22 protein-coding genes and 2 pseudogenes are annotated in these 26,795 nt (G+C 37.7%); 16 read left to right on the forward strand and 8 right to left on the reverse strand.

Going from position 1 to position 26,795, the window contains the following annotated elements; translation table 11 throughout:
* Positions 1–29 precede the first annotated feature (29 nt).
* Together H4J73_RS18040 and H4J73_RS18045 are read left to right on the forward strand one after the other, a co-directional pair.
* Positions 30–851, forward strand: a complete 822-nt coding sequence (locus H4J73_RS18040) for a sulfite exporter TauE/SafE family protein (protein ID WP_182181869.1) — start codon at positions 30–32, stop codon at positions 849–851.
* A 60-nt stretch (positions 852–911) separates the two neighbouring features.
* A complete protein-coding gene (locus H4J73_RS18045) occupies positions 912–1,745 on the forward strand; it encodes a thymidylate synthase (RefSeq protein WP_182181870.1) in 834 nt (277 codons plus the stop codon).
* A 59-nt stretch (positions 1,746–1,804) separates the two neighbouring features.
* On the opposite strand, the pseudogene H4J73_RS18050 reads toward H4J73_RS18045, so the two are convergent.
* Positions 1,805–2,049: pseudogene (locus tag H4J73_RS18050) on the reverse strand (YfhL family 4Fe-4S dicluster ferredoxin).
* A gap of 9 nt (positions 2,050–2,058) precedes the next feature.
* A pseudogene (gene yegQ / locus H4J73_RS18055) lies at positions 2,059–3,451 on the reverse strand (tRNA 5-hydroxyuridine modification protein YegQ).
* A gap of 262 nt (positions 3,452–3,713) precedes the next feature.
* Between yegQ and H4J73_RS18060 the strand changes: the two are divergent.
* On the forward strand, positions 3,714–4,556 hold the full coding sequence (locus H4J73_RS18060) for an HDOD domain-containing protein (RefSeq protein WP_182223329.1): 843 nt from the start codon (positions 3,714–3,716) through the stop codon (positions 4,554–4,556).
* Between the two features lie 237 nt (positions 4,557–4,793).
* Here the strand turns inward: H4J73_RS18060 and tolC are convergent, their stop codons facing one another.
* Entirely contained in the window at positions 4,794–6,155 is a 1,362-nt protein-coding gene (tolC, locus tag H4J73_RS18065; RefSeq protein ID WP_182223330.1) for an outer membrane channel protein TolC, read from the reverse strand.
* 196 nt (positions 6,156–6,351) lie between these two features.
* Here tolC and H4J73_RS18070 point away from each other — a divergent pair, with 196 nt between their 5' ends.
* The 8 genes from H4J73_RS18070 to arsJ all read left to right on the forward strand — a co-directional run bounded on the left by H4J73_RS18070 (position 6,352) and on the right by arsJ (position 13,819).
* Entirely contained in the window at positions 6,352–6,990 is a 639-nt protein-coding gene (locus H4J73_RS18070; RefSeq protein ID WP_182223331.1) for an NUDIX domain-containing protein, read from the forward strand.
* Positions 6,991–7,485 carry a DUF1249 domain-containing protein gene (locus H4J73_RS18075; protein ID WP_182223332.1) on the forward strand — a complete coding sequence of 165 codons (495 nt, stop codon included), beginning with the start codon at positions 6,991–6,993 and terminating at the stop codon, positions 7,483–7,485.
* Positions 7,486–7,490: 5 nt separating this feature from the next.
* Positions 7,491–8,252 carry a metallophosphoesterase gene (locus H4J73_RS18080; protein WP_220460687.1) on the forward strand — a complete coding sequence of 254 codons (762 nt, stop codon included), beginning with the start codon at positions 7,491–7,493 and terminating at the stop codon, positions 8,250–8,252.
* 1 nt (position 8,253) lies between these two features.
* The gene (locus H4J73_RS18085) at positions 8,254–8,850 is read left to right on the forward strand and encodes a YqiA/YcfP family alpha/beta fold hydrolase (protein WP_182223333.1); all 597 of its coding nucleotides are present in this window, start codon (positions 8,254–8,256) and stop codon (positions 8,848–8,850) included.
* Between the two features lie 60 nt (positions 8,851–8,910).
* Positions 8,911–10,797 (forward strand): DNA topoisomerase IV subunit B, encoded by a 1,887-nt coding sequence (gene parE, locus H4J73_RS18090; protein ID WP_182181876.1) that lies wholly within the window; start codon positions 8,911–8,913, stop codon positions 10,795–10,797.
* A gap of 218 nt (positions 10,798–11,015) precedes the next feature.
* The gene (locus H4J73_RS18095; protein ID WP_182223334.1) at positions 11,016–11,372 is read left to right on the forward strand and encodes a metalloregulator ArsR/SmtB family transcription factor; all 357 of its coding nucleotides are present in this window, start codon (positions 11,016–11,018) and stop codon (positions 11,370–11,372) included.
* Positions 11,373–11,414: 42 nt separating this feature from the next.
* A complete protein-coding gene (locus H4J73_RS18100; protein WP_182223335.1) occupies positions 11,415–12,440 on the forward strand; it encodes an ArsJ-associated glyceraldehyde-3-phosphate dehydrogenase in 1,026 nt (341 codons plus the stop codon).
* 137 nt (positions 12,441–12,577) lie between these two features.
* Positions 12,578–13,819, forward strand: a complete 1,242-nt coding sequence (arsJ, locus tag H4J73_RS18105; RefSeq protein ID WP_182223336.1) for an organoarsenical effux MFS transporter ArsJ — start codon at positions 12,578–12,580, stop codon at positions 13,817–13,819.
* Positions 13,820–13,830: 11 nt separating this feature from the next.
* On the opposite strand, the gene H4J73_RS18110 is transcribed toward arsJ, so the two are convergent.
* Positions 13,831–14,994 (reverse strand): flagella assembly protein FlgT, encoded by a 1,164-nt coding sequence (locus tag H4J73_RS18110; RefSeq protein ID WP_182223337.1) that lies wholly within the window; start codon positions 14,992–14,994, stop codon positions 13,831–13,833.
* A 194-nt stretch (positions 14,995–15,188) separates the two neighbouring features.
* On the opposite strand from H4J73_RS18110, the gene H4J73_RS18115 reads away from it, so the two are divergent.
* Positions 15,189–15,845, forward strand: coding sequence for a FlgO family outer membrane protein (locus H4J73_RS18115; protein ID WP_182223338.1), 657 nt, complete (start codon positions 15,189–15,191; stop codon positions 15,843–15,845).
* 44 nt (positions 15,846–15,889) lie between these two features.
* Positions 15,890–16,357, forward strand: a complete 468-nt coding sequence (locus H4J73_RS18120) for an LPP20 family lipoprotein (protein ID WP_182223406.1) — start codon at positions 15,890–15,892, stop codon at positions 16,355–16,357.
* A 15-nt stretch (positions 16,358–16,372) separates the two neighbouring features.
* Here the strand turns inward: H4J73_RS18120 and H4J73_RS18125 are convergent, their stop codons facing one another.
* The 4 genes from H4J73_RS18125 to fldB form a co-directional block, all read right to left on the reverse strand.
* A complete protein-coding gene (locus H4J73_RS18125) occupies positions 16,373–19,222 on the reverse strand; it encodes a TonB-dependent siderophore receptor (protein WP_182223339.1) in 2,850 nt (949 codons plus the stop codon).
* A gap of 119 nt (positions 19,223–19,341) precedes the next feature.
* Complete coding sequence (locus tag H4J73_RS18130; RefSeq protein ID WP_182181882.1) at positions 19,342–20,433, reverse strand: FecR family protein; 1,092 nt, start codon at positions 20,431–20,433, stop codon at positions 19,342–19,344.
* A gap of 187 nt (positions 20,434–20,620) precedes the next feature.
* Positions 20,621–21,862, reverse strand: a complete 1,242-nt coding sequence (gene srmB, locus H4J73_RS18135; RefSeq protein WP_182181883.1) for an ATP-dependent RNA helicase SrmB — start codon at positions 21,860–21,862, stop codon at positions 20,621–20,623.
* Positions 21,863–21,962: 100 nt separating this feature from the next.
* Positions 21,963–22,511, reverse strand: a complete 549-nt coding sequence (gene fldB / locus H4J73_RS18140) for a flavodoxin FldB (RefSeq protein ID WP_182181884.1) — start codon at positions 22,509–22,511, stop codon at positions 21,963–21,965.
* Between the two features lie 340 nt (positions 22,512–22,851).
* Between fldB and dsbC the strand changes: the two genes are divergently transcribed.
* From dsbC to prfB, 3 genes are all read left to right on the forward strand, one after another.
* Positions 22,852–23,655: a bifunctional protein-disulfide isomerase/oxidoreductase DsbC gene (gene dsbC, locus H4J73_RS18145; protein ID WP_182181885.1), complete on the forward strand. Its 804-nt coding sequence runs from the start codon at positions 22,852–22,854 to the stop codon at positions 23,653–23,655.
* Positions 23,656–23,753: 98 nt separating this feature from the next.
* The gene (gene recJ / locus H4J73_RS18150; RefSeq protein ID WP_182181886.1) at positions 23,754–25,499 is read left to right on the forward strand and encodes a single-stranded-DNA-specific exonuclease RecJ; all 1,746 of its coding nucleotides are present in this window, start codon (positions 23,754–23,756) and stop codon (positions 25,497–25,499) included.
* Positions 25,500–25,649: 150 nt separating this feature from the next.
* Positions 25,650–26,748, forward strand: a protein-coding gene (gene prfB, locus H4J73_RS18155) for a peptide chain release factor 2 (protein ID WP_182181887.1) whose coding sequence is annotated in 2 segments (ribosomal slippage) — positions 25,650–25,724 and positions 25,726–26,748 — 1,098 coding nt in all. Because the reading frame shifts where the segments join, the coding sequence is not laid out codon by codon here.
* Positions 26,749–26,795 lie beyond the last annotated feature (47 nt).

A 26,795-nucleotide genomic window follows, 5' to 3' on the forward strand; every position in this document is an offset into this window, starting at 1 on the left:
TGTTACTTTAATTTAAGAAGCAGTTAATAATGTTATTGAGTATTTTTCTAACTTGCGTATTACTCGGCTCGGTTGTCGGCTTTTGTGCTGGCCTTTTAGGTATTGGTGGTGGGCTCATTATTGTCCCTGCTTTGGTTTATTTATTACCACAGTTAGGGATTGAGCCAAACTTAGTGATGCCGATGGCACTTGCCACCTCGTTAGCCACTATTGTTATTACTTCACTCTCTGCTGCTTTGGCACATCATCGTAATAGTAATATCCCTTGGCCCCTGGCAAAACTATTAATGCTAGCGATTGCATTAGGCTCATTATTGGGCGCTTTTATTGCTGATATACTTTCAGTGGAAGCCTTAAAAAATACGTTTGCTATTGCGGTGTTTCTTCTCTCATCATATATGTTTATTGCGATTAGTCGTGCCAAGAAACATAAATTGATTAATAATAGTGATGATGAAAAACTACCTAAAAATATCATCATTAAGCTTATTGGCTTTTTCACCGGTATCTTAGCAAGCCTTATGGGTATTGCGGGTGGCGCTATTTTGGTGCCCGTACTAAGTTACTTTAAAGTGCCTTTACGTCAATCTATTGGGGTGGCAACAGTCAGTGGTATGGTTGTCGCTATATTTGGTGTTAGTGGTTATGTTATTGCCGGTTTTGGAGAAGAACATTTACCCGAATACAGCTTAGGCTATGTATATCTACCAGCTTTGCTCGGTATTATCATAACGTCTTCTTTTTTTGCTCCTATAGGGGTTAAAGCGGCAAGCAAGTTACCCGTGAGTACTATCAAAAAAGCATTTGCGATATTTTTAATGTTAGTTGCGTTAAAAATGATACTAAGCTAATAACATTTTGTATAAAATACCGTTTGTTTAAGACTACGCATTTTTAGAGAAGGAAATAGAGTGAAAGCATATTTAGATTTAATGCGACATGTTCGTGATAACGGTGTTGAAAAATCAGACCGCACAGGTACGGGCACCAAAAGTATTTTTGGTTATCAAATGCGTTTTGATTTAGCTAAAGGTTTTCCGCTGGTTACCACTAAAAAATGCCACTTAAAATCAATTATTCATGAGTTATTATGGTTTATCAAGGGTGAATCTAATATTGCGTATTTGAGTGAAAACGGTGTGAAAATTTGGGATGCTTGGGCTACCGAAGAGGGGGAGCTGGGTCCAGTGTACGGGGTGCAATGGCGTAATTGGCCATCTGCAACCGGTGAAACGATTGACCAGCTTGCACAACTTATACACGACTTAAAAACTAACCCTGATTCTAGACGTCATATTATCACGGCTTGGAATCCGGCATTGTTACCTGATACATCTATTAGTCCATCAGAAAATGCGGCACAGGGCAAACAAGCCTTACCACCGTGTCATACACTTTTTCAATTTTATGTTTTAAATGGCAAACTTTCGTGTCAGCTTTATCAACGTAGTGCTGATATCTTTTTAGGGGTGCCATTTAATATTGCTAGCTATGCTTTATTTACGATGATGATCGCACAAGTTTGTGATTTAGAATTAGGTGATTTTGTACATACTTTTGGCGATGCACACTTATACTCAAATCATATGGAACAAGTTGACGAACAACTTTCGCGCACACCATTAGCTTTGCCAACCATGAAAATAAACCCTGACATAGACAGTATTTTTGATTTTACCTTTGAAGACTTTGAATTAGTTGATTATAAATCTCACGCTCATATAAAAGCGCCTATTTCTGTTTAGTACCCTCTATCTTAAATAAAAAAGGAGCTGGTTAGCTCCTTTTTTAGCTGAAAATACAGTTAACCATGCATACGCATAAATTTAGCTAAGAGCGTCGCTTCATTTTCAATATGCTTTAGATTTTTTTTGATACAATTAATAGGGCAAACGCTAATACAAGTAGGCTTGTCATAATGCCCGGTGCATTCGGTACATTTACTGGTATCAATTTCGTAAATATCTTCACCTAATGCGATCGCCTCGTTAGGGCATTCTGGATACACATATCACAGTCGATACATGTGCTTTGGATAATAAGTGCCATAAAGTGTCACTAGGTTAGTTGATTTTTTGCAAAGGGATGGCGTGTTGTACTTCCTTGGTCAAGGTAGCGCATAATAACTCCAAAGGTTAGATCATGCTCTGTTTCTAAAAGGATTGATACTTTATGGCCAGATCCTTTTGTATCAAGAATGGCTTATCCCTTAACGTTCTCCATGTGAGACAAGGTAAAAGATTTATTACCTGTAGGTGTTATTAGTTCTAAGTGGTCACCCACTAAAAACTTATTCTTTACGTCAATTTCAACTAAACCTGTTGGTTCGTTGTGAGCTAATACTTCGCCAACAAATTGTTGGGTGCCACCCTTTGAATAGCCTTGGTCATAATTTTGTGTGTCACCGTGGCGATGACGCTTTAAAAAACCTTCGGTATAACCACGGTGAGCAAGATGCTCTAAATCAATATTTAAGTTTTTATTAAAAGGTTTATTGTTTAAAGTATCGTTAATGGCTGGGCGATAAATTCGTGTAGTTCGAGCCCCGTAATAAAGTGACTTTGTTCTGCCTTCTGTTTTCAATGAATGTCCCCCTATTTTAACGAAACGCTCAACATGTTCAACAGCGCGTAAATCCTTTGAATTCATGATGTAAGTGCCGTACTCATCTTCAAACGCATACATATATTCACCGGGTCGGCCTTATTCTTGAAGTAAAACAAGTTCATCGACTGGTTTTTGCTCTTGAATGATGATGTCTTTTGGGCTAGGTGTAAATATTTGTGGTTTTACTAATATCTCTGGATTAATTGCAATTATATTGCGTGTTTCGTTTTCTTTTACTTGATGGCTATCGTACTTCCACCGACATGAATTCGTGCATGTTCCTTGGTTTGGGTCACGCTTATAGATATAGCCAGATAATAAGCAACGGCCAGAATATGCCACGCATAACGTACAAAAACTTCTTAATCCATTTTAGGGCAGTGAAAGTGTAACTCTTCAATTTCATCAATCGATAATTGACGTGACAAAATAACGCGTTCAACGCCTTATTGGTGCCAAAATTTCACTGTTGCCCAATTTACAGTATTTGCTTGAACACAGAGATGAATTGCCATATCGGGGAATACTTCTCGTATCGTCATGATGAGTACAGGATCAGACATGATTATCAGATCAGGTTTCATTGCTATAACGGGGGCAATATCTTTAATAAAGGTTTTCAATTTGCTATTGTGCGGGGCAATATTATTAACTAAATAAAACGTCTTATCTAACGCATGAGCTTCATTGATACCAATCTTCAAATTTTCTAGATTGAATTCATTATTAGATCCCCGTAAAAATAACGAGGTTGGCCTGCATAGACCGCATCAGCCTCGTAAGCAAAGGCATAACGCATATTTTTTAAGCTTCCAGCAGGAGAGAGTAATTGAGGTGCTAAGATAATTTATGAGGCAGGTTATTTTAAATTCTGCAAATTATAAGAATTTCGTTTACCTTAGGCAATCAGCTTATTAAGCTGTTCTTTGATGAAAATCATAATAAGTCATTAAATACATAAATTACAAATACAGGCGGTAAATCTGTAAAGGTACCGTATTGAAAAATTTACTAATATTTGACTTAAAATAATAATATAAGCATAAAAGTGTGCTATTTTTTATGTATTAGAAGTTATAAATCATAATAATAATTAAGGCGAGACTATGGGAGCTGAAAATGCCCTTTATACAATTTTAGTAGAAAAGATTAAACAAGATGCACTTGTACTGCCAACGTTACCAGAAATAGCACTCAAGGTACGTGAGGCTGCAGATAATCCAGATATTAATTTAAACCAAATGAGTGATATTATCGGTCATGACCCAGCATTGTCTATGGGTATGTTGAAAGTTGCTAATAGCGTTATTTTAGGCCGTTCTGTAAAAGTAGAAACAGTTAATCAAGCGGTTACTCGTATTGGGCTTCGCCAAATAAAAAGCATTGCTACAGCAATGGCATTAGAACAAGTATTTGTTTCTAAAAATAAGATTGTTTCAATGTATTTGAAACAATCATGGGAAAAAACTATCGATGTTGCCTCTGTCGCAATTAGCTTAATGACTTTTTATATACAAGGCCATAAACATACGTCATTAACATTAGATACATTAACCCTCGCCGCGCTCGTGCATAACATTGGTGTTTTACCGATTTTAACTGAAGCTGAAAAGCACCCAGATGTTTTCGCTAACCCTACATTCTTAAAGCAAGCTATCGCCAAGTTATCTGGAGATATAGGTGGGGAAGTGACTAAAGCTTGGGGATTCTCAAACGATTTTATCACTTTAGTGACGAGTTGGGGGGATTTAACGGTATTGCCAGCAGAAGCTCATTACTTAGATTTTATTCGCGTCGGTGCTATTTATCACGGTATTTTCAAAAATGAATCTACCTGTGAAGTGCTTTTAAAGAGTTATGTGAATAAAGGCATTTTATCTGACGTGAACTTTATGGAGAGCGAAGAATTTCAAAAAATGGTGACTGATGTAAAAGCTATGTTTAGTTAATAACAAAAAGCCCTGAATTTCAGGGCTTTTTTATGTTCAGGATGAACGGTATAGCGTGGTGCCATGGATGGCAATGAACGTATATGTTCAGGATGGCCTCTCTCAGACATCCTGTCTTTCTAGGCATTAGTCCATCCATGCACGTCAACGGTCAGTTTTTTTGTTCCAGACAATAACTAAGTAGCTTCATCCATGGAGGCAATAGCGTGGTGCCATGGATGGTAATGAACAATTCGTTTACTTAGCTTCTATTAACCCTTTGTTAATATTAACTAAGTCTTGCTCGCTAATGGTTCCAGCCGCACGTTTTAACGATAAAATTGATTGTACATAGTTATAACGCGTTGAAGACAAATTACGTTTTGCGTTGTATAAATTACGCGTGCTATCTAATACATCAACAATAGTACGAGTACCCACTTCAAAGCCAGCATCTGTCGCTTTTAATGCACTCTCAGAACTAACAAGCGCTTGCTCTAGGGCTTTAATTGCTGAAACAGCAGCAATCACTGTGTTATAAGCATTTCGTGTATTACGAACAACATTGCGGTGTGTTTGTTCTAAATCTTGGCTTGCGGCAACATAGTTACTTTGTGCTTGACGAACAGCACTTGTGATAGCACCACCTGAATAAATAGGCACGTTTAAAGTTATACCGATAGACTGACTATCTAGTGCAGGATTGTTAAAGGTAATATTGTTTACTTCATTGTCTTGATCCGAAGTTGTATAGCTACCGGTTAGGCTTAACGTTGGGTAATGACCTGATCTTGCAATATTGATATTTTCTTTTGCTACGTCAACCGCTATTTTTTGACTAATAAGATCTAAGTTCTTAGCTTCAGCTGTTTGTTGCCATTCGTTAGCGCTATCAGGTATAGGACGAGAAGTGCTAAAGCGTTCAGTATTTAATATATTTAAATCACGAGGATAAACATTAGTAATAACACGTAAGGCTTCTTCAGCAGTAAATACGCTATTTTCAGCACGAATTTCAGAAGTAACAGCATTATCGTACTGTGATTGTGCCTCATGAACATCCGTCACCGCTTTTAGGCCAACAGAATAACGTTGTTTTGTTTGCTCTAACTGACGCTCGATTGCGGCTTTTTCAGCTTTTGCAAAATCTAAATCATCTTTTGCACTGAGCACATCAAAGTAAGCTGTTGTTACCCGAACAATTAATTCTTGTTTTGCCGATTGGTAAGTTACATCACTACGATGGGCTGCTTTTTTCGCATTATCTAATCTTAACCAAGTGCTATGATTATATAGTTGCATGTTTAAGTTAAGGCCATAGCGTAGGCTATCACTTTTATTAGTCAGTGTTTGATCAGACGATTTCCCATCATCTGATGTAGGTATAAACTCACCCTCACTTTCTGTGTAGCTAGCAGCAGCACTAAGTTGTGGCAATAAAACAGATCTCGCTTGATCAATATCTTCTTTTGATGCATTAAATAAAGCTTGAAGTTTTAATACTGTAGGATCACTGGCTTGCGCTTGTTTGTATACGCTCAATAAATCTTCAGCGTTAACTAACGTAGAGTTAGTTGCACAAACCAAACCGATGATAAGTGCCGAAATTGTTTTTTTCATGAGTGAGCTATTCCTTTGAGTGTGCCACGTACGCTATATTATTATGTTACTATCGTATCCTTATTTTCTATTTAGCTAAATAAAATAAGTGTTTAGCAAAGCATTCTAGTGTAACAAAATGTTTTTTGCTAGTGCTACTTCAACTGTAATATTTTCTCTACTTAAAAATCTTTATTATGGATAAAAAAACAAGTTTATGTATAAAAAAAACACTCAATCTTTACGGTTTTCATCTGAAGATGTCACCATTTATCAACAAAAAACCTGTTATCAAGGTGTTTTTAAAATGGATGAATATCAACTTAGTCATCGCTTATTTGATGGTGGGGAAAGTAAGGTATTAACGCGAGAAGTCTTTGAACGCGGTCATGCGGTAGTTGTAATACCTTATGATGCCGCCAATGACCGTATTGTCTTAATCGAACAATTTCGTGTCGGTGCTATTGGTCAGGGTGAAACCCCCTGGTTATTAGAATTTGTTGCGGGTATGTTTGGCCAAGATGAAGCTCCTATTGACGTTGCTATTCGCGAAGCAAAAGAAGAAGCTGACTTAACGTTGAATAAAAATCAGTTAGATAAAGTACTGGAGTATTTTTCAAGCCCTGGTGGTATGAGTGAAGTCATTCACCTCTATGTCGCTAATGTTAATAGCGAAAATGTTTATGGTGTGCATGGTTTAGAAACTGAAAATGAAGATATTTTGTTACATGTCATGCCAAGAGAGCAGGCAATATCGCTTTTAGAAAACGGGAAAATCACCAATGCAGCAACAATAATTGGGTTACAATGGCTACAGAATAACTTTCATCAGCTGCAGCAAAAATGGTCTTCGTAAATGATAAAGCAAAGTAAGAAATATCAACCTAGATTATCAACCTTGATGAATCTTTGTGAAATAAACTATATGTTCTTAGTGCGTTTACTGGCAAGTAATAACGATGGAGAGGTTGTTGGTGATAAACGGGACTTTTTTATTTCTGATTTTTTATCTTACAACATAACGATACTTGAAATTACGCGTTACACCAGTCTTATTAGTATCTGTCAAGAACTGCCTCATGCAAAGCAAGATAAAAAGGTGAAGGGTAACGATAATCAAACGATATTTGATCGTATCTTACGCCCTAAAATGACAATTCGCTTATATCATGATGCCAGAATGGCAGAAGTGATTAGCAATCAAGATATTAAGCAAGTTAAACCCCGATACGATTATCCTAATAGTAAAATGCATTTACCCGATGAAAAAGAGCAGATTAACCAATTTCTAAAAGAATGGCTGCAACTTTGTTTAAAGTTAGGTCAAGTTAACTTATCACTTTTTGAGTAATCCTTTTGTCACCTTTTTATAAAATAGCCCAAATAAGTGATTGTCATCTTTTTTCCCAAACTGATGGTCTGCATTATGGTGCAAATGTTTATCAAAACTTAGTCTGTGTTTTACACGAGATTAAAAATCACCATGCAGTAAAAGCGATCGTATTCACTGGTGATATTACGCAAGACCACAGTGAGAAATCTTACCAACGTTTTGTGCAAGCGGTACTTGAAAGTGGTATAACGGTGCCCTTTTATTACCTAGCGGGCAACCATGATGAGCATGAATTACTTGATAAGTATTTATCAGTCCCGCCCTTTATCAATGAAAAAGTTATCAATGAACAATACTGGCAAATTGTTTTACTTAATAGTAAAAGTGATACGCCAAAAGGGTTAGTGACTACCCGAGATTTGTTCGCACTAGAATCAACTGTCGATATACAAAAACATCAATTACTGATGATGCACCACCATCCTATTGATGTGGGGTATTTTATTGACCAACATGGTTTAGAAAATAAAGAGCATTTTTGGCAAACGATTAATAAATTTTCGAGCATAAAAGCTATTGCTTGTGGTCATGTTCACCAAGCATTAACGTTACATGCAGAGCCGTTATCTTCCCTTTCGTTATTTACGTGTCCTGCAACATCTATTCAATTTGACACAACTAAGAGTAGTGGAACTTCTAATGGGCAAGGGGCTGGGTACCGTGTTTTTTCTTTATTTTCTGATGGAAGAATAAAGGCAGATCACTATTTTTTATCAAAGGAATAAAATGTCTAAGCACATTAATATTTTATATTTACATGGTTTTAATTCATCGCCACAGTCGATGAAAGCACAATTAACGAAAAATTACTTTGGTGAACATTTCCCTAATATCTCCTTTTTTAGCCCTCAACTCGCGTCGTCACCAGCTGCAGTTATTGAACAGTTAACGACATTAATTGATTCAAAAAGTAATAAAGAAAACATTTGGTATTTTATTGGTTCATCACTAGGAGGGTATTTTTCCACGTATCTCTCCGAAAAATATCAAAGTAAAGCCGCATTAATTAACCCTGCTGTTAAGCCTTTTGAGTTGTTAGCTGATTATTTAGGCGAGCAGACTAATCCTTATACTCATGAGGTGTTTTTAATCGAAAAACACTTTATAAAGTCACTAAAAAATATTGACCAAGTAATTATTTCTAAAAATAATTACTTGGTCATGGTACAAACAGGCGATGAAGTGTTAGATTATCAAGAAGCTGTAGATAAATATTGTGACTGCCAAATAATTGTTCAACAAGGTGGTGATCACAGCTTTATTCATTACTCAAAAGTATTACCCCAAATTGCGATGTTTTTTAATTTATACCAAACGGATTGATAAAATAGACCGATAGGTATTAAAACATTTTTTCATCATAAAAATTATTAGAATAGTTAAATGAGCGAACAATATAATTCAGACTCCATTGAAGTTCTCAGTGGTTTAGACCCAGTAAGACACCGTCCGGGCATGTACACAGATACAGCCCGTCCAAATCATTTAGGCCAAGAAGTTATTGATAACTCGGTCGATGAGGCATTAGCTGGGCATGCACAAAATATCACGGTAGTCCTCGATAAAGATCAATCGCTAGAGATTATCGATGATGGTCGAGGCATGCCAACAGATATACATCCGGAAGAAGGGGTTTCAGGTGTCGAACTTATTTTCTGTAAACTTCATGCCGGTGGTAAATTTTCCAATAAAAACTATCAATTTTCTGGTGGTTTACATGGTGTTGGCATCTCTGTCGTGAATGCCCTTTCGACTCGGGTTGACGTTTCAGTTCGCCGTGATGCTAAAGTCTATGAAATGGCTTTTGAGCACGGAGAAAAAGTTGAAGAATTGCGTGAAACCGGTACAGTAGGTCGAAGAAATACTGGCTCAAGAGTTAAGTTTTGGCCTGATCCTAAGTATTTTGACTCACCCAATTTCTCTGCTCGTCGTTTAATTCATTTATTAAAAGCTAAAGCTGTTTTATGCCCAGGCTTAACAATTAAGTTCCATGATAAAAATGAAGACAAAAAATATCAATGGTATTACGAAGACGGTCTAGTCGACTATCTTAAAGACTCTCTTAAAACCTGTATTTGTTTACCTGAAGAACCTTTTGTTGGCACTTTTACTTCTTCACATGAGGCCGCTGATTGGGCGGTAACGTGGCTATCTGAAGGTGGGGAAGGGGTTGGTGAAAGTTATGTTAATTTAATTCCAACGATTCAAGGGGGGACGCACGTAAATGGCTTACGACAAGGTTTATTAGAATCTATGCGAGAGTTTTGCGAATTTAGAAACCTGATCCCACGTGGCGTTAAATTAACCCCGGACGATATATGGGATAAATGTTCGTATATATTGTCGGTAAAAATGCAAGAACCTCAATTCGCGGGTCAAACTAAAGAGCGTTTATCTTCTCGACAATGCGCCGCTTTTGTTACAGGGGTAGTTAAAGACTCTTTTAGTTTATGGCTAAATGAACACACTGAAATAGCAGAAAACCTTGCTGAATTTTGTATCTCAAATGCTCAACGTCGCTTACGAGCGAGTAAAAAAATAATTCGTAAAAAAATTACTCAAGGACCTGCCTTACCTGGAAAATTAACGGATTGTGGTAGTCAAGATATTACCCGAACTGAATTGTTTTTAGTGGAAGGGGACTCTGCTGGAGGTAGTGCTAAACAAGCGAGAGATCGTGAGTTTCAGGCGATCATGCCGCTTAGAGGTAAAATTTTAAACACGTGGGAAGTCGACTCGGGACAAATACTGGCCTCACAAGAGGTACATGATATTTCTGTGGCATTGGGCATTGACCCTGACAGTGATGATTTGTCAGAATTACGCTACGGAAAAATTTGTATCCTTGCCGATGCCGACTCTGATGGATTACACATTGCTACCTTATTGTGTGCCCTGTTTATGCAGCATTTTTTGCCGCTGGTACAAAAAGGACATGTTTATGTGGCGATGCCACCACTTTATCGTATCGATGTAGGTAAAGAAGTTTTTTATGCGTTAGATGAAGCTGAAAAAGACGGTGTTTTAGACCGAATAGAAGCGGAAAAAAAACGGGGTAAAGTGAATGTGCAACGTTTTAAAGGATTGGGTGAGATGAACCCTTTGCAACTTCGTGAAACGACCATGGACCCTAATACCAGACGGTTAGTACAATTAACCGTTGATGAGCATTCTGAAACCATGGAGCTTATGGATATGTTACTTTCAAAAAAACGTAGCCCAGATAGAAAAACATGGTTACAAAGTAAAGGCGATATGATTGAAATTTAACTGTTCGTTTTGAAAAATAAAAGCATGAGTTAACTCATGCTTTTTTTTGCCTCACTTTTCCTCCTTCGATATTTATTTTTATTGTGTATTTGCAAATATTCTTTATATAAAATAACATATGTTTTTTCGTATGTGTTTTTTAAACATATATAATGCCTGTTAATTTATATTTTATAGACGTTTCTAAATAAACGTTCTGATAAATACTTTGCCAATTTATGAATAATTCTACAGCTGTTCAATTCTTTAAAAACTTAGCAGACGATACACGGCTAAAAATAATTTTACTTATACAGATGGAAAGAGAGCTTTGTGTCTGTGAACTAACGGTAGCTTTGGGTCTATCTCAACCCAAAATATCCCGTCATATTGCTCAACTTAAATTACATAAACTGCTGTCTGAACGAAAAGTAGGGCGCTGGGTTTTTTATCGTCTCGTTGATGTTATTCCGCAATGGCAAAAAGAAGTGATCGAATTATCAAATGTTAATAATCAAGAATACATAGCGCAATGTGTCGTTAACCTTATGGGTATGGGCAATCGGCCTACCAGGCAGGAAAAATGTTGCGAATAATAGTAATAAACATTAATAAACATTAATAAATAGGAATAAGTCATGACAATCAAAGTAGGTATTAATGGTTTTGGTCGAATAGGGCGTTTAGTTTTACGTGCAGCATGGCAGTGGCCTGAAGTAGAGTTTATTCAGATTAATGATCCCGCTGGCGATGCTAAAACATTAGCGCATTTACTCAATTTTGATTCGATTCATGGTCGCTGGACGCTCGATGCACAGGTCAAAGATAATCAAATAATTGTTTGTGATGATGTTGGCGAGCATAAAATCAATATGAGCCAAAATTCGACCATCGGTGAAACTGACTGGTCGCAGTGTGACGTTGTTGTTGAAGCCTCTGGGGTAATTAAAACCACTAAACTATTAACCGCTTATTTAGAACAAGGCGTTAAGCGTGTCATGGTAACAGCGCCGGTAAAAGAAGCGGGTATTTTAAATATTGTTATGGGTGTTAACCATCACCTTTATGATAAAGAACTGCATAAAATAGTTACCGCAGCTTCTTGTACAACTAATTGCTTAGCGCCGGTGGTTAAAGTGTTGCAAGACAGTGTCGGTATAAAACACGGCAGTATGACAACGATTCATGATATTACAAATACGCAAACTATCCTTGATGCGCCTCATAAAGATTTACGCAGAGCGAGAGCTTGTGGGCAAAGTTTAATCCCAACAACTACTGGGTCAGCAACAGCCATTACGCATATTTTTCCTGAGCTTAAAGGGAAGTTAAATGGCCATGCGGTGCGAGTTCCATTAGCTAATGCCTCGATTACTGATTGTGTCTTTGAGCTCAACCGTGCTGTAACGGTTGATGAAATTAATCAATTCATGGCCACTGCCGCGCATGGCGAATTAAAAGGTATTCTTGGCTATGAAGAGCGGCCACTGGTTTCTGTTGATTACAAAACTGATCCACGTTCATGTATTGTTGACGCGCTATCAACTATGGTCGTTAACGACACACAACTTAAAATGTATTTATGGTACGACAATGAATGGGGCTATGCGAATCGAGCTGCAGAGCTAATGCTTCTCGTTGGGCTTTCTGATATTAATCAGTAGTCATATAGAGTTCACCATTATTGGCTTTTTTAGTCGGCTAAAAATTATAATAGCTTGCTGCTATTTTTGAACGATTTGTATGATGAGTCATACAAAAAGCAGGCGTGCTGGTTGCAGAGCACAATACTGATACTTTTATGTTAAAAAAATTAACCGCACTGCCAAGTGCGGTAAAACAATATTTATTGATTACCGCTAACTATTGGTTTTTCACCTTAACTGATGGCGCTTTACGTATGCTGGTGTTATTGCATTTTCACCATTTAGGTTATGCCCCACTTGCCATCGCGATGTTATTTTTATTCTATGAAATCTTTGGGGTGGTAACTAACCTCGTCGGTGGATGGTTAGGCGCACGTATTGGCTTAAATAAAACCATGAATATTGGGTTGTTTACCCAAGTAATTGCCTTATTAATGCTTACGGTGCCTGAACAGTATTTAACCGTGGTCTGGGTAATGCTGGCGCAGGCATTGTCAGGTATTGCTAAAGATCTTAATAAAATGAGTGCTAAAAGCAGTATTAAAACGCTGGTTTCTTCAAGTAATGAGAATGAATATCAAAATGGACTCTTCCGCTGGGTTGCCTATCTTACCGGTTCAAAAAATGCCTTAAAGGGCATTGGTTTTTTTCTTGGGGCATTGTTGTTAAGCACGGTCGGTTTCTCTGGAGCGATGTTGATTATGGCAAGCGTTTTAGCGATAGTTTTTGTCTTAAGTCTTATTGTGTTGCAAGGTGATTTAGGCAAAGCTAAAGACAAAGTTAAATTTAAGCAGATATTTTCGAATCATGCTTCGCTGAATTATTTAGCCGGAGCGCGCTTATTTTTATTTGCTGCCCGAGATGTTTGGTTTGTTGTAGCACTGCCAATATATTTGGTAAGCCATTTAGGTTGGCAACACACCGATGTGGGTATATTTATGGCGCTATGGGTTATTGCTTACGGTATTGTTCAAGGGTTAACACCTAAGGTCTTTATTAAAAATAACCAACATCATATTAATGGCTATTTACTCTTCTGCTGGGGAGGAATTTTATCAGGTGTTACTTTATTATTAGCACTGTTGATGTTCTATGCTCCAACGCTCAATATTAACGCTGAAATTATTATCATCGTTGGCTTATTTGTTTTTGGTGTGGTTTTTGCCGTGAATTCAGCGCTACATAGTTATGTAATAATTGCTATGGCAAAAGAAGACGGTGTTTCAATGGATGTTGGGTTTTATTATATGGCTAATGCGCTTGGCCGGTTATTAGGTACCGTAATGTCAGGTGTTATCTACCAATTTACAGACCTAATAACGTGTTTAATCATTTCTGCATTATTTGCAGTACTTTCAGCGCTACTTATTAAAAGAATTTCTCTTACACATTCATAGCGCTAATAACATTAGTAACGCACCGCTAAATCATTTAACTGTATATTACCCAGTAATTGCTCATCAGTGGTCACAGCTTGCGCACTTTGCTGAGATACTTGCGTTACTTTAACGTTATAAGGGCTAACATTAAAACCGGCATAGGTTTTCCCTGCATCGGTAATAATATTATTTAAGTGTAATAAAGAAAATTCATCACCAATTTTTACGCCATGTCGTTTACCTAAATTAATTGTTAATGAATTACCTGAAACTTGTACTATCTTGCCACGAGTAGGCTGGCACATCATATTTTCGTCTATGTCGATGATCATATCAGATAATACTTTTTCGATAGACATACCATACTGGCTTTGCCAAAAAACTTCACTGTGAACATCAACTTGTTGACGTTTGCCGAATTCCCATGGGGCGGAGCTGCGGTATTTTTTATTGAAAACAGATTCGCCATTACTACCGTTGTAAATATATAGGCTGACACTAAACTGTCGGTTAAAAAAATCTTCTTGCCAAAATTGCCAGCCGTTAGTGGTTGCTTGTTCAAAGCTAATATCATTAATTTCAGAATACATCACATATTGAGTGTCACTAATATTCGCTAACGACATGGTTAAGTTTTTTATGGCTTCAATTTGCAAGCTATTGTTTAAGCGTGAAAATTGCGCTTTTTCTTTTAACAATAATTTTGTATCTAGGTAAATGCCTTGATTATTAATTTTATACGCAAGTTTTTCCATCAACTTACTATCAATAGGATAAATTTTGCCAATGCTTGCCTGTTCTCTATGCATTAAGTTACTGCGTGTGATTAATAATGATTTACGGTAATCTGAAGAAAAACACTGCTTGCTCTGTGGAAATATATCAGCGCGAATGGTCACAGTGACTAAATTTCCTTCATAGGTTTCATCGACAAGTTCAAAGGAGTTAACCGTACCACTTGCGCGAATATTAATTTCATTTTGTGTCAATAATCCGTTAACCGTTTTTTGAACACTTGAAACAGAAGCACCAGCAACCAACAGCGCTTTTTTTAACGCATTCTCCATGGCTAATGTTTTTGCTCGTTCACTGTTTCCCTGCATTATTACTGACTTGCCTTGTGCTTCATACCATTGAGCAATAGCTGAATTAGTCATGAAAAATAAAAGAAGAGCTAATATAAATAAGCGCATAAGATGTCCGTCAGTAAAAATGGGTTTATTATTAATAGGTGAATATGCAGTTTCTATGCCCACTTATTTTATACAGTAATAGTTACATACATTGGCGCGATTTGTGCTTTATATTTGCCATATACTCTTTAATGTCGATTATCGATATTACTATTAGACTTATTATTCGCTTAATGGCGATTAAGGGGAGCTCAATGAAAAAGTGGCTTATTCCATTATTTATTCCAACGTTGATGTCATGTTCATCAATGAATATGATGAATGAAGAGGATGACTTTTATAAATCAAAGCAAGAAGTACGAGGTGAAATTGACAGCTTTAATTTACCTCGACATGCAATAGCTGATGTTGTTAAAGGTCTTACTTATCAGATGCTTGAAAGTAGCTCTTTTGTTAATCCTAAAACACCTATTGCGGTTGCTTCTTTTGTTGAGTTAGCAGATCTTGAGTCAACCAATTGGCTAGGTAACCAAATATCAGAAAACTTTGTTCATGAATTACAACGTCATGGTTTAGTGGTTATTGATTTTAAAACCACAGGACATATTCGTGTAACTCCCCAAGGTGATTATGTGTTTAGTCGTGACTGGAAAGAATTACCCGAACGCCAGATTATTGACTACGTAGTGACGGGTACCATGATGGAACAAGAAAATGGTGTGATGATTAACGCCCGTATGATTGGTATGCAATCACGTGTCGTTGTTGCAACCGCGCAATCATTTATTCCAAGTTGGGTCATCGGCGAACAAATTAATCAAGATGAAAGTGTGCGCATAAAAGACGGATTAATCATTCGAAACAGCGTTATGTTGGCTGAAGATGAACGGTCAATTGAAATTGTTAATTAATTAATTTGTTTAAATAAATTTAGGGCTAACGTTTGGTATTTATGATGAAAAAAATAATTCTTAATTTATTGTTTTTTATGGGGGTCGGTTTTTTACTCGCGAGCTGTTCTAGTGTGTATGATAAACATGTACAGTGGCAAAGTGTGAAGCCTGAAACCTTCCCTGTCTTACGGGCTATTGGACAAGCACCGATCAGTTTGCAAAATTCAGAACATGAGACACAGCGGATGCTGATGGCTATTAATGCGTCAAAACTTGCCGCTTATGCGGAACTTGCTGAACAAGTCTACGGACAAAAAATAAATGGTGAAATGACCATGTCACAATTATTACTAGGAAAGCACGAGGTGTCGGCATCAGTTTATGGCATTATTCGCGCAGCTAAAGTGATAAAAAGCTACCCGGTAGGCGACAGTTACACCACAGAGCTAAGTTTAGATTTTGAAGATGTTTACAATATATATGTCGCTTCTGCACCCAAGCGTGAAATTAAAGACGTGACTTATTATTAAGAGGCAAAGCACAGCCTAAAAAGCATAGTGTAAATTCATATAATAATAGGCGCCGTTGAAACCGAAAGGAGCAGAGCGGCGCGAATATTTAAAAACCCCCGTACTTTCAACAATTATATCGCCCTGTTCATTTTCAATTGTGCCACCTCGAGAGTTTCCTATGCTATTTACATCAGGCATGACATTGAATAAATTATGACTGCCTAAAGTAACAGAAAGCTTTTTTGACACTTGATAATTAATCGAAACGTCAGTCAAAAGTTCTTCACTATACGTTTGTTTACCTCCATCTGTTATCGTGTATTTACCATAATGGTTGAGTAATAAATTTACTGTCCAATATGGGTTTTTATAACGAGTGTTTAAGCTTACTTTACTGCGAGGTTGCCATTCTTCAATAATAGAAATATCTTGCTCTGAAAAAATCTTTTCAACCGCAATTGTGTGTAACGTACTGTGGCTAGGTGTAAATAATTTTGTTACCTCTGTATTTGTAAAGTTTGCAGCCAGAGTGAAATTAATATTCCCTGCTAAAGCTTGAGTCTGCCAAGAGGCGACAATATCAGTACCTTGAGTTTTTGTACCCGCCCCATTCAAGAAGAATTGCCCTTTGGTGACACCTTCTTCGATAAAAGCTTGATCAAGTAAATGAGATATTCCCATGCCTAATTTACTGCTAATAACGATACGGTCGTCAATATTTATTTGATAAAAATCAACACTTAAATCAATATTATCAGTAGGGCTGTAAATCAAACCTATACTGAGGTTGTCAGACTCTTCTTCTTTAAGTGTAGGGACACCAAGGCGAGTTGTTAAGGTGCTATCATTTCTAAATGTTTCCACTTCCTCACTTAACAGTGAACCACTTTCGTCAACAATAAACTGTGTGCTAATGTTATTAAAGTACATTTGTTGCATCGAAGGTGCACGAAAACCAGTGCTATAAGCACCACGTAAAATAATGTTGTCGTTTACCTGCCAATGAGCCGCAATTTTAGAGTTACTACTGTTACCAAAGACATCATAATCATCATAGCGGACAGCCGCGCTAAGTTGTAAAAAATCATTGATTTGCGTAACAGATTCAGCAAAAAGTGAAACAACATTCCGGCTTTCATTAACGCCAAGTTCAGGTGAAACACCGGGAAAGCCTTGAATCCCCCCCGCCGCATCATGCTCAAACAACGGCTGATGGTTTTTTGTATCATAATCCTCAAAACTGTATGCTTCTCCGGGTATTATTTCGTATTTGTCTTGGCGAAACTCAGCGCCTAATACCAGAGAATAATTTTCATAATCTTTTTTAAATAATAAATTAACGGTCTCTAGTGATAATGACAAACCGTAGGCAAAGGCAGAACAAGGAAGTTGTGTACGAAGCTCATCTGTTGTTAAATCACTGGTATATAATAGATAGTTAGCATAAGAGGCATTCAGTGAATCACTCGTGGTGTAGTCTATTTGATTTTTCCCATAGGTATATGAAATATCAATAGTAGCGTCATTATCAAAAGAAACTTTATAGCCGAGGCTATATGAAATATCTTCTATATCTGAATTTATTTTAGGTAAATAACCTTGTGGGATAGCAGCACTGCTATCGCCTAAGATTGGGTTTTCGTGAGTATTTGCATTATGACGAAAAAAAGCAGCCGATTCATTTTCTCGGTGTGAATAGGTTAAGAAACCATAAAGTTGTCCTTTATTTAGCTCTAACTCACTATTTGCCGCAAAAGAAAGTTGCTGGTAAGAGGGATCACCTATTCGAAATGTTTCCCTGCTAGCGGATAATTCCCGAGGATCACTGGTTTGCCAATGACCATTTTCTACTTGAACACACTGGTCAAACTGGCAGGCACCATGTAATCCAGACCGATTAGTACTTTGGTGCTCAACTAAACTTAAGGTAGCATTGACAAAACCATCATGACTCAACGCTAAACCCTGCGTATAGGATAATGTAAAGTCTTCACCATCGCCTTGCTTATATGCACCAACAGATGTTTCTAAGGTTGATTGGTCGCTACTATCATTGAGTACAATGTTAATCACCCCCGCTATTGCATCAGAGCCATATTGAGCAGCGGCACCGTCTCGTAAAATTTCAATTCGTTTGATCGCTCTTACTGCAATAGCATTCATATCTGTTCCAGCAGTGCCTCGACCAACAGAGCTGTTTATATGAATTAAGCTCGCTTGATGACGACGTTTACCATTTAATAAAATAAGTGTTTGGTCCGGTCCTAATCCCCGTAAAGTTGCTGGCTGTAATACATCACTACCGTCACTTATGGCTGACCGAGAAAAGTTGAAAGAAGGCACAAGCGCTTGCAACATTTGGCCAAGGTTTGTGTGGCCACTATTGCGTAAAGTATCACCAGAAATAATATCAACAGGAACAGGCAAGTCTTTTACTGTTCTACCATTGATATGGCTACCCACAATCGCTATTCTTTCAATAGACTTTATCTTCTTTTTAGCTTTAATTATTGGCTTAGTATCTTTATAACCCTCAACCTTAACCTTTTGCTTAATAGACCATTGGCCTTTAGCATTTATTTGAGCGATAAGGTGAGTGTTTTTTAACAGCTTTCTTAAAGCTAAAGAAACTGAGTAATATCCATCTATCGCTTTACTGTTTAAAGCATTAGTTAAATCATAGGAAAATAAAATGCTCTGATCAGCTTGCTGAGCAAGTTTAATTAATGCTTGGTCAACAGGTTGCGCGTCAACACTAAAGTAAATAATTTTTGACGTAATCGTTGATATGTCAGCTCGACTCACTAAGCTAAAAGTCAATGAGGAGGTAATGAAGATTAATAAAGAGAAAGTGTTGAATTTTTTTGCTAAAGGATAGCTCATTCGCTTTTTTTTCTTTCTTTAAATGAAGAGGGTAGTAATATCTGAACAAGTGCTCTGATTGTTATCATGGAATACAAAAAGATCACCTGTTATTTATAATGTTTGTTCATCGCACTAATCTATAGCGTACTTGAGGTTGTTGGCCCTAAGGTTGCTGAATGAATCGCTTTAGTGATCAATACGTTGTTATTATTAGTCTTTGTATATGTTAAATCGAAGTTATAACTAATGGAATCTAACAAGGTCTCAACATCACCAGCCTTAAAGTAACCCGCAACTTTTATTTTGGCAAGCTCTTGATCTTGAATCGTAAACCTTATGTCTGTGTAGCGGCTAATTTCATCAAGGGCCGTTGCGAGTGTTTCACCATCAAAAATAAGCATGCCTTTTTGCCAGGCAAGCTCATGGGAGAGTGCTAGCGGCGAAATTTTATTTTTTGGTAATTGAATTTTGTTGGCTATAACTGTTTTTTCACCCGCAATGACAATGTTGTTTCTCTCAGGAAATTGAACCGTATTTGCTATCTGTTGCGTTAATTCAATGAGTGGCTCATTAGAATCAGCGATTAATACTCGCCCTTCAGTAACAATTAATTCTAGATGATTATTATCATTTTTCTGTACGTTAAAAATGGTGCCTAAAGCGGTAAATGATTGTTGACCAGAAGTGACACTAAATGGACGGGATTGATCTTTTGCTACGTCAAATAAAGCCTCGCCTTTTACCAAGTTTAATTGGCGATGATTATCACTGAAACTTAGGGTGAGTAAACTGTTGGTATTGAGGTGAACAAGTGAACCATCGGGTAAGCTAAAACTGGCTTGCTCACCTGTTTTAGTAGAAAACTGTTGGTAAACAATTGCGGATGAAGTTTGTTGAAAAAATGAGAATAAACTTTTATTTAAAAATATTTCACTGGTCAGCATACTAAAAAAAATAACGCTGGCAGCTAATGATAAGTGTTTAAATAGTTTTTGAGTATTGTTTGAATGTTTTTTTTCTAACGGGAATAAGCCATTGAACTCAGCAAATAATTTAGAGGTCTTTATTGAAGGCGAATATTTGTGCAATGCTAAATGATGCTTGTTATCTTGGTTTACCCAAGCAACAAAGGCTTGTCGCTCCTGCTGCGATAAACCTTGTTCAACGCGCCATAACCAATATTTTGCTTGCACTTCTATTTCACTATTACATTGTATTTTAGTCATCATAAATATCTTGTGTTAATTCAATTTACGCAAACATCGATATATTTATTCGACCATGCCGGCATCCTTGCTTAATAGCAAACGACTGTATTTATATCATTCAGGTCTTACTGTAGATATGTTAATAAGTCGAAATAATAAATAGGGGTACATACTCAATACCTCATCTACCTATTTTTATACTCTACCTTTATTTCTTTTTATTTGCACGTTTCGCTTGTTTTTTCGCCTTAGCTTTTTTCTGTGACTTACTTATTTTTATTTTTGGCTTTTTCAATGCGAGTTTAGACTCTTTATATTGTGGCTTTAAGCCTTCAATATTTCTGCGTGTTAATCGCTCGTCCATGTAACGTTCAATTTTAGCTATTACAGGCATGTCGTGCGCTTCTACTAAAGATATCGCGGTGCCTTTATTACCTGCTCTGCCGGTTCTGCCAATACGATGTAAATAAATGTCAGCTTTACGGGGCATGTCAAAATTAATAACATGGGTAATGTCGTCAATATCTAAACCACGCGCAGCAACATCGGTAGCAACGAGTACTTTCACCATACCAGAACGCAGGCGATTAATGGCATGATTACGCTTGTCTTGTGGCATTTTACCCTCAAGCCATGCACAAGGAATTTCTTCTGCGTATAGTTTTCCTGATAAATGCTGAACGGTTTCACGTTTATTGGCAAAAACTACCGTCCGTTCGAAGCCTTCTTGTTTTAACAAGTTAATTAACAATTTAAATTTATGTTCTTTGTCATCAGCTAAGTGAAGCCATTGATGAATTTTAGCTTTTTCTTTCCGTGAAGGGTGAGACTCTAAGAATACGGGCTCGTTAAGTACTTCTTTCGAAAAACGTAAAACACCAGCACCTTCGAGTGTTGCTGAAAAAAGCATTGTTTGTTTACGCCAGCGAGCTTCGCCCACAATACGGTTAATTGCATCAGAGAATCCCATATCAAGCATACGGTCTGCTTCATCAAGCACAAGAATTTCAATGTCACGTGCTTCAAATTGTTCTGATTCAAGATATTCGAGTAAACGACCGGGTGTTGCGACTAAAATATCGGTATTTTTTGTTAGTACGTCTTTGTGGCTATCGTAACTAACACCACCGGTAATTAAGCCTGTTTTAATGTCTGTTAATTCAGTTAATTGCGTACATTGTTCGCTGGTTTGAATAGCAAGCTCGCGCGTTGGAGATAAAATAAGTACACGAGGAAAACCTGGGCTTTTACGCGGGTAATCTAATAAATGTTGAGCGATAGGTAATATAAAAGCAGCTGTTTTACCTGTGCCGGTTGGCGCCGAAGCTAAAACATCTTTACCGGTCATGGCGACAGGTAAGACCAACTCTTGAATAGAGGTTGGTTTTTTATAACCGGCATTTTGAATGCCGCCTAGTAGTGCTGAATCTAGGTCAAATTGCTCAAACATAAAGTATAATTTCGGTCAGGGTAATATTGCGGTGAATTATAAAGTGAAAAAGGGTATTTAGCTAAAGCTATTTGAGATAGTCACCTTTTATTTTGATTTTTTATTCACTTTCAATAATTTCAGCGATTTCACCTTGAATTTGCTGACACCATAGCGATATGCGCTCATCACTTTGTTCGTATTGATTATCTTCATCTAATGATAAACCCACAAATTGGCTCTTATCCTCGGTGAGCGCTTTTGATGCTTCAAATTCATAGCCTTGGTTTGGCCAATAACCTATCACAAAACCGTCTTGGGCGATTACTTGCTCATGTAACATGCCCAATGCGTCTTGAAACCATTCGGTATAGCCTATTTGGTCGCCCATGCCGAAGAGTGCGATAATTTTCCCAGATAAATCTAATGTTGCAATGTCGTCCCAGTGGCCTTCCCAGTCTTCTTGGATTTGACCGTAATCCCAAGTCGAAATACCCATAATGACGATGTCAAAATCAGTGGTTTTATCTAGGGGAGTTTCTTTAATATTAAACAATTCGACTTGAAGTTGTGGTTTAATGGTCGAGTGTTCAATAAAATATTGTTGAATTTTTTCCGCTGCCATTTCGGTATAACAAGTGGTAGAACCGTAAAACAAACCAACTTTCATGAGGGAACCTTAAGAATATATTTGAGCTTAAAAATGTGAACGGGCTGACTTTAAAGCCGCTATTTTATAAGAGTTTACCAGATAGATCATATCAAACCAGTAAAAAAAATATACCCATAACAATCAGTGCGGAGATTTTTACAAATTAATGGTAACGAATAAAATACCTATTTACATTTATTAATACGGGGATATGGTCAGGTTTATTGCATTTACAGGCAATTCACTGTAATTTTAGTGCTAATAAAACGGTCATGTTATATAGCTAAATCGATCTGGTGTAATCTATTAGGTTGATTATTATTCTTTGGTTATAAGTTCTACTTTTAGGAAGTCATTAATGTTTAAGAAAATTTCCCTTGCCCTTACGGCAGTTTGTGTTGCTAGTTTAGTCTTTGCTGGAGAACAGCCAACAGTTGCTGTAAATAACGCATCAACTAATACCGCTACCATCAATAACACCACTCATTTTGATGCGGCTAAATTAAAAGCAAAGCTCACGTTAATGTTAGGTTTAGAAATTGATGTAATTAAACCTTCAGCGATGCCAGGCTTAGTTGAGCTGGTTACTAACCAAGGTTTGTTCTATGCAAGTGCGGACGGTAAATTTTTTATTCAAGGTAAACTTTATGGTTTAGGCGGTAAAGTTGTTAATTATTCAGAAGAAAGTTTAGCGCAAGTTAGACTCGACGGCATGGATAAATTTGCTGACTCAATGATCGTTTATCCTGCAAAAAATGAAAAGCATGTTGTTACTGTATTTACTGACATTACTTGCGGTTACTGTCGTAAAATGCACGAACAGATGGATGAATATAATGACAAAGGGATCACTGTACGTTATTTGGCTTATCCGCGTTCAGGCGTGAAAGACCGTACGGGGCAATACTCACAAGGCTTTAAAGATCTCCGCTCGATTTGGTGTCATGAAGACCCAGCCGACGCATTAACGAAAGCTAAAATGGGATCGAATGTTGCCCAGCGCATATGTGACAAGCCTATAGAAGATGAGTTTAACTTTGGCCGCCAAGTGGGGGTCAGCGGTACACCTGCTGTTATTCTAGAAAATGGGATGATGTTACCGGGCTATCAAGAGCCTGATGCACTTATTGGCATACTTGAACAGATGAAAGTCGCAGGATAACTTACCTACCACCATGAATCATTCTCACTTAGATGGCAGGCCTTGGCCTGCCATTTTTCTCTTACTTTCATTGAAATTAATTATTAGACTCCCTTCTTATGCAAAAGCAAATTGTTCGTCGCCCTTATCTTAATGATAATCACCTGCCAAATCATCTCCATCCACTTATAAAGCAAATATATGCGAGTCGAGGTATCAAAAATGAGCGTGAACTTGAACTGAAGGTTAGCCAGCTCTGTGCTATAGAAAGTTTAAAAGGGATAAACCAAGGCTGTCAGGTTTTACATCAAGCATTAATTGAAAATAAAAATATTGCTATTATCGGTGATTTTGATGCTGATGGAGCCACAAGTACGGCGTTAATGATGGAGGCATTACGTTTGTTTGGCAGCGATAATTATCAGTTTTTAGTGCCAAATCGATTTTTATATGGCTATGGATTAACCCCTGAAATTGTTGAAATTGCGGCTAAGCAGGGTGCTGAGCTATTAATTACGGTTGATAATGGCATTAGTTGTGTTGCAGGGGTTGCCAAAGCAAAGTCATTAGATTTAAGTGTTATTGTCACCGATCATCACCTACCAGGTATGACGCTACCAGATGCCGACGCTATTATTAATCCAAATCAAGTGGGTTGTAATTTCCCCAGTAAAGCGCTGGCGGGTGTGGGTGTCGCTTTTTATTTTATGATGGCAATGCGCAAATATTTACGAGAGAAGAATTGGTTTGTTGATAAAAAAATAGCTGAGCCTAATATTGCCCAATTACTCGATTTAGTGGCTCTTGGGACAGTGGCTGATGTTGTTTCCCTTGATAATAATAATCGTATTCTTGTCGAGCAAGGTTTAAAAAGAATACGTGCAGGTGTTACGCGACCCGGTATTCAAGCATTATTAGAGATAGCAGGGAAAGATCAAAAAAGAATAGTAGCCAGTGATTTTGGTTTTGCTTTGGGCCCTAGAATAAATGCGGCAGGGCGTTTAGACGATATGTCTTACGGAATTAATTGTTTGCTCGCAAAAGATCTTACTTCGGCGAGAGTGATGGCGGCAGATCTTGACGACTTAAATAAGTCGCGTAGAGAAATAGAGCAAGGTATGCAGCAAGAAGCAGAACAAGTATTAAAAAGCTTAAACTTTTCAGACGACAACTTACCACATGCTATTTCATTGTTCCAAAGGGATTGGCATCAAGGGGTTATTGGTATTGTTGCGGGGCGTTTAAAAGAAAAATTTCATCGCCCAAGTATCGTATTTGCTGGAACAAGTGACGACTTATCTCCAGATAAATCAGGAAAAGTCAGCGAAATTAAAGGCTCAGCACGTTCTATACCTGGATTGCATATTCGCGATTTACTCGAGCATCTTGATACGCAACACCCTAATATCATTATAAAGTTTGGTGGCCATGCGATGGCGGCTGGTTTATCAATAGCCGAAGATAACTTTGAAAAATTTCAGCAGTTGTTTAATCAATATGCTGAACTCTGGTTAAGCAGTGATGACCTCAAGGGCACACTATCTTCTGATGGTGAATTACCCGTAAATCAAATGACGTTATCTTTTGCCCAATTACTACGTGACTCAGGTCCTTGGGGACAAAATTTTATCGAACCGTTATTTGACGATAAATTTACCCTCGTACAGCAACGTATTGTTGGTCACAAGCATTTAAAACTCGTTGTTGAAAAAGAGGGGCAAGTTTTTGATGCGATTGCTTTTAATGTCGATTTAACCCGCTGGCCTGATCACAAAACTCAACAAGTACACCTTGCTTATCGTCTCGATATTAATGAATTTCGCGGTAAACAAAGTGTGCAATTTATAGTTGAGTACCTTGCATAAAAAGTGGGCAATTCTTCACTTTTTTTCGCCCAGTTTAGTCAGTTAAATCGTTTATTTAGCAATTAAATTACGCTACAATGCGCCACTATTTTATTTTATTCTTTAGGGCGTTCATTTTAGCGCCAAATTTGCGACGTAAAATTATAAACTATGATTGAAGCTAACCCGGTAATAAACAAAATTAAAGATATCCGCGAGCGTACAGATATGCTTCGGGGGTACCTTTGACTATGACCAAAGATCCGAACGTTTAGTTGAAGTTGTTCGAGAGCTCGAATCGCCCGAAGTTTGGAATGACCCCGAACGTGCACAAGCGCTCGGTAAAGAAAGGTCATCACTTGAAGCGATTGTTGAAACCATTGACGAAATGGACAGAGGCTGTGAAGATATTGAAGGCTTAGTTGAACTTGCTGTTGAAGAAGAAGATGAAGAAACCTTTAATGACGCAGAAGAAGAAATAAAGGCGTTAGAGAAAAGCCTAGAAAAACTAGAGTTTCGCCGCATGTTTTCTGGTGAACACGACGAAAACAGTTGTTATCTAGATATTCAGTCAGGCTCAGGTGGCACCGAAGCACAAGACTGGGCTGAAATGCTGATGCGTATGTATCTACGTTGGGGCGAAGCGCACGGTTATAAGACTGAAGCGATTGAAATTACTGACGGTGATGTGGCTGGTATTAAAGGCTGTACAATTAAATATACCGGCGAATATGCTTATGGTTGGCTACGCACGGAAACAGGTGTTCATCGTCTTGTGAGAAAGTCACCGTTTGACTCAAGCGGACGTCGTCATACTTCATTTGCTTCGGCCTTTATTTACCCTGAAATAGACGACAATATTCAAATAGATATTAATCCTGCAGATTTACGCATTGATACCTTTCGCGCTTCGGGTGCAGGTGGTCAGCATGTAAACAAAACGGATTCAGCTATCCGTATCACGCATGTTCCTACTGGGGCCGTTGTCGCTTGTCAGGCTGACCGTTCTCAGCATAAAAACAGAGCTACGGCAATGAAATTGCTAAAAGCCAAGCTTTTTGAAATGGAAATGCAAAAGAAAAATGAAGGTAAGCAAGAATTAGAAGACGGAAAATCAGACATCGGTTGGGGCAGTCAGATACGCTCATACGTTTTAGACGACAGCCGCATTAAAGATTTACGCACCGGCGTTGAAAACCGTAATACACAAGCGGTTTTAGATGGTGATTTAGACAAATTTTTAGAAGCTAGCCTTAAATCTGGTTTATAAAATAATATGTAGGTCGAACCACGTGAAACCTGGTTCGATAATCAAAA

It is taken from the genome of Colwellia sp. MB3u-41 (genome assembly GCF_014076845.1).
Lineage (GTDB): Bacteria > Pseudomonadota > Gammaproteobacteria > Enterobacterales > Alteromonadaceae > Colwellia_A.